This is a genomic window from Gemmatimonadota bacterium, assembly GCA_030747075.1.
In the GTDB taxonomy this organism is placed as follows: domain Bacteria; phylum ARS69; class ARS69; order ARS69; family ARS69; genus ARS69.
Genome location: JASLLL010000012.1, coordinates 58,447 through 70,865 on the forward strand (window position 1 = coordinate 58,447; position 12,419 = coordinate 70,865).

A 12,419-nucleotide genomic window follows, 5' to 3' on the forward strand; every position below is an offset into this window, starting at 1 on the left:
GCCTCAGACCTGTCTGGTCCGCAGCTTGGCTTTCCTGGCCGCCTTCAACTGCCGTGAGTCTGACGAGACGAACAGCTCCGTGTCCCACTGGAGAGCGCAGGCCACATGGAGAGCGTCCATTGCCCGAACTGGATTCGTCTCCAGAATCCGGATCGCATCCGCCACAACGGCAGGAAGCAGGTTCACAATCGTGGCGTCGGCCACTTCCAGCGACAACCGGGCCTTTGCGTCCCGGTACTGGCTGCGCGACAGAGAGCCTTCGCGCAGACGGCGATTCAGCGCGGAGACAATCTCCGGAGGACTGATGACCGACAGCGCCAGCGCGGAGGCCTTTCCGCACAACCGCTCCACCTTGTCGCTCCCCTTCTCATCCACATAACGCTTTGCGAAGGCCGAGGAGTCAAAGAAGATCTTCATCGGTACGCTCTCCCAGAATCGCTGCCGACAGCGCCCCTCCCCTGACCGCGAGGCGCAGGGCAGCCTGCTTCCAGGCCGGCAGGGAGTCGGAAGAGCGAACGGGAGACACCTCGGCGATGGGCTTGCCGTGCCGGATGACAAGGAACACCTCTCCGCGCTCTACATCGGAGAAGAGACCCGACGCGTTCTTTCGAAACTCCGTGAATGTCACGGTTTTCATATGCCCCTCCTTGTGTACAGGAGTGTACATCCTTCTGTACATATCGGCAAGGGGTCTTCCGGCTCTCTCTTTCGCCAGGCGGCCGAGTGCAATGAACGGCGCGCCGCTAGCGCACGAAGAGAGCCACCGTCTCCACATGTGCGGTCACCGGGAAGAGATCGATCGCGCGCAGGCTCTCCAGCCGCCAGCCCGCGTCGATCAGCGCTTTGGTGTCGCGGGCGCCGGTCGCGGGGTCGCAGGACACGGAGACGATCCGGCGCGGGGCACGCTTTATCAGCGCGGCGCGGGTCTCGCGATCCAGTCCGGCTCTCGGGGGGTCGATCACAATGGTCTCGCTCGGGGAGGACGGCTCCGAAGTGAGCGTCCGCGCCGCCGTCTCCGACCGCGTCTCCGCACGCACGCCCGCACGACGCAGGTTCCCCCGGAGGAACCGGAGCGCACGCCGGTCCGTGTCCGTCGCCACCACGCGATCAAATCCCTGCCCGCACAGCACCGAAAGCAGCCCGACCCCCGCGTACAGATCCATGAGGACTCCATCGCGATCCTCTCCGAGAGCGCGCGCCACCTCCCGGGCCAGTTGCTCCGCTCCCTGGAGACTTCCCTGAAAGAACGAGGTGGCGTCGGCACGAAACTCCCGCCCCCCCACGCGGAACCGAAGTTCGCGGTCACCACCCAGCGGGCGCCGATCGGCGAGAACGCCACGCACGGCGGGCGAGCGCTCCATGCCCTTCGTCAACCGCTCCAGACGGCGGCGGGCCTTGTCGGACGCGCCCTGCGGGGACTCGAAGAGCACCACCCCCCCGTCCCGCGAGTCCATGCGGAGCGAAACACGGTGCCACGGTGGCGCAAGCCGGGCCCACGCGAAGAGGTCTTCGCCAGCGGGCATCTCCAGCAGCGGGCACGCGTCCAGCGGGACGACTTCGTGCGTGCCGCGCCGGAAGAGTCCGGGGTGCCCCATCGGGTCATAGGTGAGTCGGATCCGGTTGCGCGTCCCCGTCTCCTGCGCGAGCGGGTCCGGCCCTTCGAGCAGTTCCCCGACATCCATCTGTGCGATACGCCGGTATGCGTCGCCGATGATCGATCGCTTCATCTCCGCCTGAAGAGACGGTTCCGCGTGCTGGAAGTCGCAGCCTCCGCAAGCGGACGCGTGCGGGCAGGGGGCTTCGCGCCGCCCGGCGTGGGGTTCGACGATCTCCACCGCGACGGCCTCGGCGAGCGACTTCCCCTCCCGCGTGACACGGGCGCGAACGCGTTCGCCCGGAAGAGCCCCGCTGACCAGCACGACCCTCCCGCTGACGCGCGCAAGGCACGCACCACCAGGCACGGCGTGGCCGACGGTGAGGTCCGTGAGATCCGGGCTGGTCGCGGGAGTCGATTCCATAAGGTGGGTCAGGATACCCGAACGGTGCGCCGCGTGGGTGAAAACCTGTGGTCTCCGATTCGGAAAATGTGCCACGATCCCCGGACCGGCACCCCGGCCAACTGGAGGTATTCCGTGAACTCCCCCCCGACCGGCACTTCCAACCTCATGGGCTACCGGCGCGTCGGCGCGTCGGGTCTGCGCGTAAGCGAGATTGCGCTCGGCAGCTGGCTCACCTATGGCGCTTCCGTGGCCGACTCCACCGCGCAGGCGTGCATTCGGGAAGCCATCGAATCGGGTGTGATCTTTCTCGACACGGCGGATGTCTACAACCACGGCGCCGCCGAGGAACTTCTGGGGAGGATGCTCGCGGACTACCAGCGCAGCGACCTGGTGCTGGCGACGAAGGCGTTCTTCCCGATGTCGGAGAATCCCAACGACCGCGGACTCTCTCGAAAGCACCTCTTCGAATCGGTCCATGCCAGCCTTCGCAGGCTTCGCACCGACTACATCGACCTCTACCAGTGTCACCGCTTCGACCCGGATACGCCCGTCTCGGAGACGGTGCGCGCCATGGACGACCTGGTTACCTCAGGGAAAATCCTCTACTGGGGGGTGTCGCTCTGGTCCGCTGCGCAGATCGCCGAAGCCGTGGAGATTGCACGACACACCGGCGCCGCGCCGCCCGTCTCCAACCAGCCGCCCTATAATATGCTGCAGCGATCCATCGAGGAGGATGTTCTCCCGCTCTGCCGCAGAGAGGGGGTCGGGCAGGTGGTGTACTGCCCGCTCTCGCAGGGCCTCCTGACGGGGAAGTATGCGGGCGGGAAACTTCCCGAAGGGTCGCGCGCGGCCGACGAGAAGGCCGGGCAGTTCCTTCGCCCGAGGATGACTCCCGCAAACCATGAGCAGGTGGATCGCCTCGCGAAGCTCGCGGCGGAGGCCGGGCTGTCGCTGGTGCAGTTGGCGCTGGCGTGGGTTCTGAGGGACGACTGCGTCGCGGCCGCGATCATCGGCGCGACGACACCGGAGCAGGTGCGCGAAAATGTGGCCGCCTCCGGAATCCGGCTCGACGAGGACTTCCTCTACCGCGTGGAAATGGTGCTCTCCGCAAGCTGACCGCCACCCGCGCCTCTCCCCCACGCCACGATGTCCGCGGAACCGACACCGGCACGCGCCTTGCTCTGCACCCGGCTCCCGCCTCCCGCAAGGGCGGAGAACGCCGTGCACGCCACGCTCCGGGCTCCGCTCCCAACCGGAGGTGACGCACCCGGCGCAACCCGTGTTGCCACTTCTTCCCGGTCGAGGAGTCGCCCATGATGTTCCCGCAGGACCGCCGACCTCCCCCTCCACGCCCCCCGCGTCCCGGCCACTTGTTCCGGCCCGGGCCGGGTCCCGACGGGCCGACCACACTGGACCGCCTCTGCCGAGTCCGGCGTCGGGCTCTTCGGGACCTGGGCGTTCGCCCTCCGAAACGCCCCCCGGGAGGGGACCCGCGCGCGCTCATTCTCCATGCCGCCACGCTCGACCGCTGGATCGCCCGCAATCTGGACCTTGCAGGCGGGCGACGCATCCCTCCCTGGGAGGACACCGGAGAACCATGGATCGAGGAAGAAGCCGCGGAGAACGAGGAGGAAGGAGAAGAAGATTGCCCGTGGGAATGGTGAAGCGCGGCCGGGTCCTGGCCCGGCTGGAGTCGGACATCGCATTCTGTGAGCGGTGCTACGGCCCGGAAAAGACACTTCCCGTCCGCTTCGAGCGACCCGCCGAACAGCCGGAACTTCTCATCCTGGGGGAACGCCCGCCCAGGCGGCTTCTGGAAAGGGACGGCCGCCTCGGAACGGGAGGCCCGGACCCGGGAACGCGCTTCCTCCGAAACCTCCTGGAAGATGCGCGGATCCCCCGGACGCGAATCCTGATGGCGTCCGCCATGCTGTGCCGACCGGCTTCCCGGGAACTGGAGGCCGTGGTTCCGCCTGCCGCTTGTGTTCGTGCCTGCGCGTCCCATGTCCGTCGGTTGGTGGAGGCAGCCCGCCCGCCGCTCATCGTCGTCCTCGGGCACCGGGCGGTGCGGTCGGTCAAGGCGTGCTTCCCGAAGGAGGAGTCGCTCCGCAAGCTCCGCTTCCCGGCCATGGTGGGTCAGGCGGTTCCCTTAGGGTCGGCGGCGGTCGTCCCGCTCTACCAGACGACCACCCGCGCCCGCGTCACCCGCCCGGCAGAAGCGCAGAAGCGGGACTGGAAGTCGATCGGCACGCTCTATCACGCGCTTGCGGGAAGGCGCAGCGGCCTTGAAAAGGCGTGGACTTCCCACGCCCGCAGACGCACCTTCGTCCGGAACTCAACCCGGGAGGAAGGGAATGAAACTCAAGCCGCTGCCGGTCATCGTGCTGGGGCTGGGTCCAATCGGACGCGCCGTCGCGAAAGAGATCGCGGGACAACCGGACATGGAACTCATGGGAGCCGTGGACCCGGCTCCGAAGTTCGCGGGGAAGAGCGTCGGCGAACTGATCCGGGACAAGAGCCGGGCGCGTCTTCGCGTTCACAAGAACCTGCCCGCACAGATCAAGGCGCTCGGTCGCCGCCGCCCGACGCTGGCGGTTCACATGGCCACATCCCGCTTTCCTGAAGCGTATCCGCAGGTCCTGGAACTGGTGAAGCAGGGCGTCAGCGTGGTCTCCACCTGCGAAGAAATGGTGGCCGCACCGGATCGATGGCCGAAGGAGGCGCATGCGCTCGATCGTGCGTGCCGAAAGGCGGGGGTCTCTGTCCTCTCCGCGGGGGTCAACCCCGGCTTCGTGATGGACTTCCTCCCCGAAGTCCTGTCATCGGTCTGCGTGAGATTGGATTCGGTCCGGATCACGCGCCATGTGGACACCGCAAAGCGCCGACGCGCCCTCCAGTTGAAGACCGGGGCCGGCATCACGGTGGAGGAGTTCCGCGCGCGAAAGCGGGCGGGCACGATCGGCCATGTGGGTTGCCTGGATTCGCTGCTCTTTGTGCTGCGCCACTTGCGCCTTCCTCCGCAGACCATGAAGGCGGACGCGGAACTCCTGCGCCCGATCATCGCCGGGAAGGCCGTGGGAACCGGGCGCAACCGCATCCCGAAGGGACGCGTGGTCGGCGTTCACCAGACCGTGCGCGGCAGAGACTCCGCCACGGGGAAGATCGTGGCGACGCTGGACCTCAAGATGGCGTACGGGTTGGAAGATCCGCACGACGCCATCTTCCTGAAGGGAGATCCACCGGTTGATCTGCGGATCGACGGCGGAATCCAGGGAGACCGCGCTACCGTGGGAACGGTGCTGTCGACCATCCGGGACGCCGCCTATGCTCCCCCGGGGTTTGGGGGGTAGCGCACGGATCCGAGGCTGGGGAGGCGGCGCCGCCTCCCCGCCGGGCCCACCCGATCGGGCGGGCGAAGCCGCAATGGAGCCCGGCGGGAAGCGTGGTTCCGGCTAGTCGACCCGGAAGCGGAATCCCTGGCGCGTCGGGCCGCTCACTTCCGCGCCCTCCTGCGCCTCCAGCGAGAGGTTCCAGTCTCCGGGAGGGAAACGGCCGGTCCGGCAGAGGAAGGTCAGCCCACCGGTGGCCACATCGACGCGCAGTCCCGGCACGACATGCTCGACACCCGCTTCCGCATTCACAAACCGGGCCGTCCAGGGGCCTTCGCGCGGACTCTCCAGACGCAGGCGCAGAAGGAGCACAAATGTCCTCCCGACGCGATCGAGGTCAATCACCTCAATGAACTCGTCCCGTTCCGGCCTGGGGTAGTAGGTCTTCTCGACGAGTTGAACGGCCGGCATCTCTCGAACCGCAGACCCTCCGGCACGCCGGGCGCGTTCGCCGGGCTTTGCCGCAGGATGCCGACCATCCTCGCCGGATGAGCACCCGACGGCAAGGAACCCCAGGAGAGCGATCGCCGTCATGCGGCTTCCCACGCGAATGTTTGCTGTCACACTTTCCTCCTCTGCCTGGTCTAGTCGGTTCGAATCAGGCGAACGGTCCGAACCTCTCCGTCCGCCGTGCGGCCTTTGAAGAAGTAGACACCCGCGGGAACGCGCCGCCCGCTGCCGTCGTGCCCATTCCACACAGCGTCCCCGCCTGTCGCGGAGAGACGAGCCACCCGGCGGCCCGCCACATCTACAATCTGTCCGCCTTCCGCGCCCACCCCGTGAATCCGCACGGTCTCCCGAAACGGGTTCGGGCGAGCGATCCCCGCGACGCCTTCCGCCCCCTCTTTCTTCAGCGCGCGGGGGCCCGGAACCACCACGGTCCGCACGGTCGGGTGGGTTCCGAGAATCCCGACCTGCGCGGGCGACCAGTTCGTGTGGGTCTCGTTGATCAGCGGGAACATCACATTCGTGTAGTCGGGACAGTCCCAGAGCATCCCTTCCGTGCAGGGCGGAGTGTCGGAAAGCGGGTCCCAGTCCTCCAGGTCCGCCTCGGAGGTGTGGTACAGCCCGAGATAGTGGCCGATCTCATGCCCGAAGAAGGCGGCGTAGACCGGCAGGCAGCACGGCCAGGTGGCCGCTTCCCGAATGGCGATCCCGGACTCCGTGGTTCCGTTGAGCGCCGCACCCGGAATCCCGCCGGAAATCCCGGCCGCATACTGGAGGATCCCCTCGAAGTGTCCCACCCAGAAGACATTCAGCGCGCGCGGGCGGCCCAGACCGACCGATGATCGGAACATCCTCCCCGCCTCGGTCCAGTCGCCGATGTTCGTGAACTCCGGTCGGTCGAGATCCGTGTGCGTCACTTCCCCGAGACGAATGCCCGCCGCCCTGAGCAGCAAGTCCGTCCGTTCGAGTACCGTATCCAGTTCCGCCGACACGGAAGCTGTCGCGGCAGTGAGCGCGAGCCCCGGCAGATAGATGAAGTTCAGGTTCAGGCGGTGCTCCACCGTGAGCCCGGCGTCAGACCGGAATGTGGCCGTAACATCCACGAGAACCGGCGGCGGGTCCAGGTGCCGAGGGCTGGTCGAGCGAACCCGGAACGAATACTCCCCCGGCTGCAACTCCCATCCGGGGCGATCGGTGCTGGGCATCTGCGTGGTGCCTCTCCCGGCCGTCGCTTCGCCCACCACGGGAAGAGAATCGCAATGCGCGCACGAGAGGAGTTCCCCCGACGGGCCGAGTAGTTCGGGGAACAACTCCAGCGAAGTCGTGTCCCGGGCGGCGGCACGCAGCACCAACCCCACGGTTCCCGTCTCCACTGTGAACGCGATCTCCGGGGAGACGCTGTCGGGCGGGACCACCACTCCAAGCCACCGCGCATAGTCCAGATCCCGGGCCGATTCCCCCACGAGGCCCGGTTCCGGCGCGGGCGCCCCGGGGACGGCACGGATCCAGGACCCGCCCCCCGGCGGAGTTCCCCCGCAGGAAAATGCGCCGTCCGGACCTGCGCCGGTCGCGCCCTGCACCCCTTTGGCAAGCGGCGCCGCCAGAAGGCACACGGCAAGAGCGAACCCCCGTCCGCACCGGGTGGGGGAGCGAAGAAACCTCTGATTCATGAAGCAAACCTCCCTCGGGGAGAGGGCGGACAGTATACCCCGGGCAGTGGACCGCAGGTAGCGCGCCTACCGGCCCGCCCCCCCGCCGAACCTGCGTGTCGGTTTCCGTCGAGCGGAACGGCCTCGGGGAATGCCGGGATCCGGCTTGCCCGACCGGTCAAAGCCCGAATGGCCGATTCTCCACGCGCTTCAGTTCATCGGAGAACTCGGTGACGCGGTAAACGCGATCCATCGGCACACTCGCAAAGTCCTGCGTGGTATCGCTGGCCGGCCAGTACACCGAGAGTCGCACGATCTCCGCCGCGCTCCCCAAGCCGATCTCCGCCTGCCTGCTCGACGAACCGAAGCTCCCCGTGGGGCCGATCCACTGATGGATCTCCCGGAGCACTCCCTCATCCCGGACCGTCACCGAGATCCGCGACCCCACGCCCGACCGGTTCGACTTCACTCCGGTGAGGCGCACGGTAATCCAGTGATGATCATGCCCCGGGTTCACAAAGAGACAGTTGAAGAAGGGATCGAAGCGATAGAACCCGCCCACCTGCGCAAACACATCCTGATCGCCGTCGTTGTCGATGTCGCCGAACGCAATCCCGTGTCCCTTCTGCAGATTGCCCATCCCGGCCGCTTCGGTTGCGTCGGTGAACCCGCCCCTCCCGTCATTCCAGTACAGGACATTCGGCATGATGGAATCGAAGGCGGGAGTTCCCGTCCCGAGATAGAAGTCAGGATAGCCGTCGTTGTCGATGTCGCCGAAGTTCGCTCCCATCGTCAGCGTCAGCGTCATCAGCCCGGCTTCCTTCCCGCGATTGGTGAACGATCCATCCCCGTTGTTCCGGTAGAGTCCGTTCTCGCCGAGGCCCAGGCCGGGCCGCAGGTAGCTCCGGAAGACGCGGTTCCCCCCGCCGCCGTAACTCGCGACGAACAGGTCCAGCAGTCCGTCATTGTCGTAGTCCCAGAACCACGCGGGGAAGCTGTTCGTCGGCCCGAGAACTCCCGCTTCGGACGCAATGTCATCAAACGATCCGTCGCCGTTGTTTCGATAGAGCCGGTTGTCGCCCATGTGGTTTGACACGAAAAGGTCGGGATCCCGATCCCCGTCGAAGTCTCCCCACGCCACACCCTTGGCGAACCGGAAGTTCTCCACGCCTGCGCTCTTTGCCACATCGGTGAACGACCCGTCACCCTGGTTCCGAAAGAGCTGGGACGGGTAGTGCCGCTTCCCTGTGTCATCCGCTTCGTTGCCGATGTAGAGATCCAGATCCCCGTCGAGGTCGTAGTCCGCAAATGCGGCAGTCTGGCTGGGGTAGTCCGCACCTCCGAGGCCCGCCTCCCGCGTCACATCCGTGAAGACGCCCGTCCCGTCGTTGCGGAGAAGCGAACGCGGTTGCCGCCCCCACTCCATCAGCCAGCCGCCGCGGAGAATCAGCACATCCTCGTGTCCGTCGCCGTCGTAGTCCGCGTGAACCAGATTCAACCCGCCGACCTGCCCGGCAAGCCCGGCTTCCTCGCTCCGGTCGGAGAATGTGCCGTCACCATTGTTCCGGAAGTAGCGGGCGGGTTCGTCAAGCCAGGAACTGGTGGTGAAGATATCGAGGAACCCGTCTCCGTCGAAGTCCTCCATGGCAATGCCACCGGCGTGGTTGAGCGTGTTCATCCCCACCGACGGAGCCACATTCCGAAACCGGCCCGGGTCGCGCGGAGACGCAAACAGCTCCGGCGCGAGAAGGTACGCGGACGACACGCTGTCGGGGTACTGGCCCACGACCATGTGGGAGAGATTCAGGAAGAAGCGCGCCTTCATCATATAGCCGGGAATCTGCGCACCGGAGTCCAACACCGCGCGGAAGCTCTCCACCGCCCGGAGAGCGCCGGTCCTGTCCATGTAGTACGCGCTCTCAACCAGCGGGAAGATACACGCCTCGGGCGGTGCCATCATGATGCAGTTCGTATCCACACCGGAGCGAAGTTGCGCCAGCCCCGCCATGAAGAGCGCAAGGTGACTCCCGGTTCGCTCAAAGCAGCGCAGAAACGCTTCTTCCGCCGTCCGGACATCTCCGTCCTTGTAGCTTTCCCCGCCAAGAGAAAAATCGTGGCGCGCGAGGCTCTCCGGAGTCATGCCCGTCGTGTCCGCCGCAATCAGCGCCGCGAGCGGAGCCTGCCCGTAGTACTGCTCGTCGCTTGCGAAGATCGCGTCCGCAATCGCCAGAAGTTCCGCGTGCTTCGCGTCCACCACTGCGCGGTCTTCCGCCGGTGCGGGCGCGTGGTGGTGCGGGGGCGACTCTCCGCCGCATCCGGCATATCCCACGCAGGCAATCAGCGCGACCACGAAGACGGAAGAGTTCCTGAAGGCGAACACCATGCCTTTCCCGTTCCCTAGAGGTAGCCCAGCCCCTTGAGACGCTCCTCGAGTTCCTTCTCTTCCTCGGAGGTAATCCCCTCCCGCCGGTCCATGCTGTCCAGAACCGGTTCGTATTGCGGATCTCTCCGCGCGGGTTCCGCAAAGAGATCCTGCCGAAGGCGCCCGTCCATGTGCTCGGGAATCGACTGGCCCAGCAGGTGGAGGACATTGGGGGCAATGTCGAAGATCTCCAGATCCTCCACTTCCGCACCTTCCGCAAGTTCCGGGCCCGCGCCGATGTAGAGCCCGTTCCGCCGGTGCGTTCCGTTCATCCAGCCGGGATCGTAGAAGACCTCCGGGTGGTCATAGTTCTGCAAGAAGGCATCGAACGGCTGATCCATGAACTCGATGAACACATCCGGAAGGCGTTCCATGTTTCTTCCGGCAAAGAGCTCCTCACGGCGACGCACAACGGGAATCAGCCTCCCGCCGGTGCGCGGGTCTTTCAGGGCTTCCAGCGCGGCGATCAAGTCGTCGCGGACCTGCTCGTATTCCGCCCCCGGCTTCACCGTGCCGAACATCTCACGCCCCTGGAGATTCACGAAGAAGCCATTCGTCGGATAGTAATAGGCGCGTGTCCGATCCCAGTGGATGCCGCCTGTAAACGGGTTCAGCTTTTCCACCTGTGCATCCACCTTCGCGCCCAACCCGACCGCCCGTCCCGCAGCGGAAAGCGTCGAGCGACGAATGCCCACCGCGTTCAGAACGCGCTTCATGCCCTGAAGTCGCTTCGCCTCCCCTGTCCGAAGGGACAGGAACCCGGCATCCGCAAGCCACCGGTTGAAGTACACGGACTGCTCCACTCGCCCGAATCCGTGATCGGACATGACAATAAAGTGTGTGTCCTCCCCGGCGGCCTTCATGATGTCGCCCACCCAGTCATCCAGCGAAACGAAGTAGTCCCTGACCGCCGCGGTCAGCGTGTCTTTCCGAACCGCGCTCTCGTCGTGGATCTTCTCCACATGCTCGTGAAGACAGTGCTGAATACGATCCGTGCCGGTGAACACTACGGTGAACAGATCCCACGGCCGTGACTCCAGGAGCTTCACACACAACTCCGCGCGGGCGCGTGTCATCTCCTTCTGGTCTCGCACCAGGTCGATCCCGCGATCCTGATAGTCCTGCCAGAGCAGGTCGATCTGATAATCCGGCTGAATGAGCTTCAGTTCCGCTTCAAACTCCTTCGGCCATGTGAATCCGACGCCGTCGGGCGTCAGCATTCCCGCCACGAGAACACCATTCATCCGTCGCAGAGGATAGGTAAGCGGAACATTGACGACGATGCAGTCCGCACCCCGGTCTCCCGCGATCTCCCACAGGAGTGGCGACTCGATGCTGCCGCTGTTGACCACCTTCCGCGCGTACTCGCCGGTGGAGGGAGCGGAGAAGCCGACGATTCCGTGACTTCCGGGCTGTTCACCCGTCATGAAGGAGGTCCATGCGGGAGCGGTGACCGGAGGGTAGGTGGACTGAAGAATGCCCATTCGACCGCGGGCGGCCAGCCGTGCGAAGTTGGGCGTCAGACCTGCATCCATCCACTTCCGGTAGTAGCCGGGGTCGGCCCCGTCCACTCCCAGAATGACCACCTTGCGACTCGTTGCCATTCTCATCTCCGGATCCGGTTCACGAACGCGGGATCCTACCATGCCTCCCGGAAAGCGTCACCAGCCGGAGCGTCTCCAACACGGCTGCCGGGCTATACGCCCGGGGCTATCTCGTCCAGAGCATCCTCCCGAATCCGCACCTCGATCTCCTTTCGCCGATCGTCCAGCCACTCCCGGACCAACGCTGGAGATCGGCTGCCAATGATCTGATCCAGCAGGATGTCGAAAGCCTCGTCCGAAGTCTTCTGCGTTTCGGGGATCACTCCCACGCCCTGCGAGAGTATCCACACACCATCGATCTCAACCGGCCCGATAAACCCTCCCGACCCGTCACCGAAGACCGCCGCACTCAACCCCGCCTCTCGTGCGGAGGCCCGCGTGTGGCGCAGAATCCCGTAGGAGGATGCGGACTGCGCCTCCCCGGAGAGGAACCGCCCCAACTCCTCCAGCAGGCCCCCGTTCGAGGCCGCGGATCGATAAGCCCGGTCTGCGCGCTCTCTGGTCGGGAACTTCATTTGCAGAACCAGCGCTTCCTCCTGCGCCCGGAAGACACCGGGCTGCGCCGCCGCAAGATCCGCGGCAAGTTCACGCGCCCGGGTGGAATCCACCGGCGACTCCTCGGTGATTCGGCGTACGGCAAGTTGAACAAGCCGCTCTTCGCGAAGTCGCTGACACTCCCGCCCGGCCCAGCGTTCTTCTCGGAGCCCTCGCCTGCGTGCTTCCCGGAGCAGAAGCTGTCCGAAGACTTGAGACCGGAGCATCCGCGGGACTTCCTCCGTCAACGGACCCGGACGAAGCCGCAGCGTAAAGGCGTTCGTCCCGAGCGACGCGACATAGTCCCCCACCGTCCAGACCGCGCCATCCGCAAACCGCGCGAGAACATGACTCTCCTCTCCTTCGCGAAGAAC

General features: G+C 65.9%; 11 protein-coding genes. 3 read left to right on the forward strand and 8 right to left on the reverse strand.

Annotated elements, in window-relative coordinates; all coding sequences use genetic code 11:
- Window positions 1-3: 3 nt before the first annotated feature.
- The 3 genes from QF819_05840 to QF819_05850 all read right to left on the reverse strand — a co-directional run bounded on the left by QF819_05840 (window position 4) and on the right by QF819_05850 (window position 2,018).
- Window positions 4-417, reverse strand: coding sequence for a type II toxin-antitoxin system VapC family toxin (locus tag QF819_05840; GenBank protein ID MDP6802684.1), 414 nt, complete (start codon window positions 415-417; stop codon window positions 4-6).
- Window positions 401-637: a type II toxin-antitoxin system Phd/YefM family antitoxin gene (locus QF819_05845; GenBank protein ID MDP6802685.1), complete on the reverse strand. Its 237-nt coding sequence runs from the start codon at window positions 635-637 to the stop codon at window positions 401-403. The genes QF819_05840 and QF819_05845 overlap by 17 nt, the downstream gene beginning before the upstream one ends.
- A gap of 106 nt (window positions 638-743) precedes the next feature.
- Complete coding sequence (locus QF819_05850; GenBank protein MDP6802686.1) at window positions 744-2,018, reverse strand: methyltransferase; 1,275 nt, start codon at window positions 2,016-2,018, stop codon at window positions 744-746.
- Window positions 2,019-2,165: 147 nt separating this feature from the next.
- On the opposite strand from QF819_05850, the gene QF819_05855 reads away from it, so the two are divergent.
- The 3 genes from QF819_05855 to QF819_05865 all read left to right on the forward strand — a co-directional run bounded on the left by QF819_05855 (window position 2,166) and on the right by QF819_05865 (window position 5,350).
- Complete coding sequence (locus QF819_05855) at window positions 2,166-3,116, forward strand: aldo/keto reductase family protein (protein ID MDP6802687.1); 951 nt, start codon at window positions 2,166-2,168, stop codon at window positions 3,114-3,116.
- Between the two features lie 197 nt (window positions 3,117-3,313).
- Window positions 3,314-3,664: a hypothetical protein gene (locus tag QF819_05860; protein MDP6802688.1), complete on the forward strand. Its 351-nt coding sequence runs from the start codon at window positions 3,314-3,316 to the stop codon at window positions 3,662-3,664.
- Between the two features lie 690 nt (window positions 3,665-4,354).
- Entirely contained in the window at window positions 4,355-5,350 is a 996-nt protein-coding gene (locus tag QF819_05865; protein ID MDP6802689.1) for a hypothetical protein, read from the forward strand.
- A 102-nt stretch (window positions 5,351-5,452) separates the two neighbouring features.
- On the opposite strand, the gene QF819_05870 is transcribed toward QF819_05865, so the two are convergent.
- The 5 genes from QF819_05870 to QF819_05890 all read right to left on the reverse strand — a co-directional run.
- Complete coding sequence (locus QF819_05870; GenBank protein ID MDP6802690.1) at window positions 5,453-5,953, reverse strand: hypothetical protein; 501 nt, start codon at window positions 5,951-5,953, stop codon at window positions 5,453-5,455.
- A gap of 20 nt (window positions 5,954-5,973) precedes the next feature.
- Window positions 5,974-7,506, reverse strand: a complete 1,533-nt coding sequence (locus QF819_05875; GenBank protein ID MDP6802691.1) for a hypothetical protein — start codon at window positions 7,504-7,506, stop codon at window positions 5,974-5,976.
- Between the two features lie 157 nt (window positions 7,507-7,663).
- Window positions 7,664-9,868, reverse strand: coding sequence for a CRTAC1 family protein (locus tag QF819_05880; GenBank protein MDP6802692.1), 2,205 nt, complete (start codon window positions 9,866-9,868; stop codon window positions 7,664-7,666).
- Between the two features lie 14 nt (window positions 9,869-9,882).
- Entirely contained in the window at window positions 9,883-11,511 is a 1,629-nt protein-coding gene (locus QF819_05885) for an alkaline phosphatase family protein (protein MDP6802693.1), read from the reverse strand.
- A gap of 92 nt (window positions 11,512-11,603) precedes the next feature.
- Window positions 11,604-12,419 (reverse strand): peptidylprolyl isomerase (locus tag QF819_05890; protein MDP6802694.1); only part of this gene is annotated, 816 nt, incomplete at its 5' end.

What these genes read in the sequence shown, in the direction of transcription:
- QF819_05840 (MDP6802684.1), bottom strand. Translation starts at nt 417, where the DNA reads ATGAAGATCTTCTTTGACTCCTCGGCCTTCGCAAAGCGTTATGTGGAT.
- QF819_05845 (MDP6802685.1), bottom strand. Translation starts at nt 637, where the DNA reads ATGAAAACCGTGACATTCACGGAGTTTCGAAAGAACGCGTCGGGTCTC.
- QF819_05850 (MDP6802686.1), bottom strand. Translation starts at nt 2,018, where the DNA reads ATGGAATCGACTCCCGCGACCAGCCCGGATCTCACGGACCTCACCGTC.
- QF819_05855 (MDP6802687.1), top strand. Translation starts at nt 2,166, where the DNA reads ATGGGCTACCGGCGCGTCGGCGCGTCGGGTCTGCGCGTAAGCGAGATT.
- QF819_05860 (MDP6802688.1), top strand. Translation starts at nt 3,314, where the DNA reads ATGATGTTCCCGCAGGACCGCCGACCTCCCCCTCCACGCCCCCCGCGT.
- QF819_05865 (MDP6802689.1), top strand. Translation starts at nt 4,355, where the DNA reads ATGAAACTCAAGCCGCTGCCGGTCATCGTGCTGGGGCTGGGTCCAATC.
- QF819_05875 (MDP6802691.1), bottom strand. Translation starts at nt 7,506, where the DNA reads ATGAATCAGAGGTTTCTTCGCTCCCCCACCCGGTGCGGACGGGGGTTC.
- QF819_05880 (MDP6802692.1), bottom strand. Translation starts at nt 9,868, where the DNA reads ATGGTGTTCGCCTTCAGGAACTCTTCCGTCTTCGTGGTCGCGCTGATT.
- QF819_05885 (MDP6802693.1), bottom strand. Translation starts at nt 11,511, where the DNA reads ATGGCAACGAGTCGCAAGGTGGTCATTCTGGGAGTGGACGGGGCCGAC.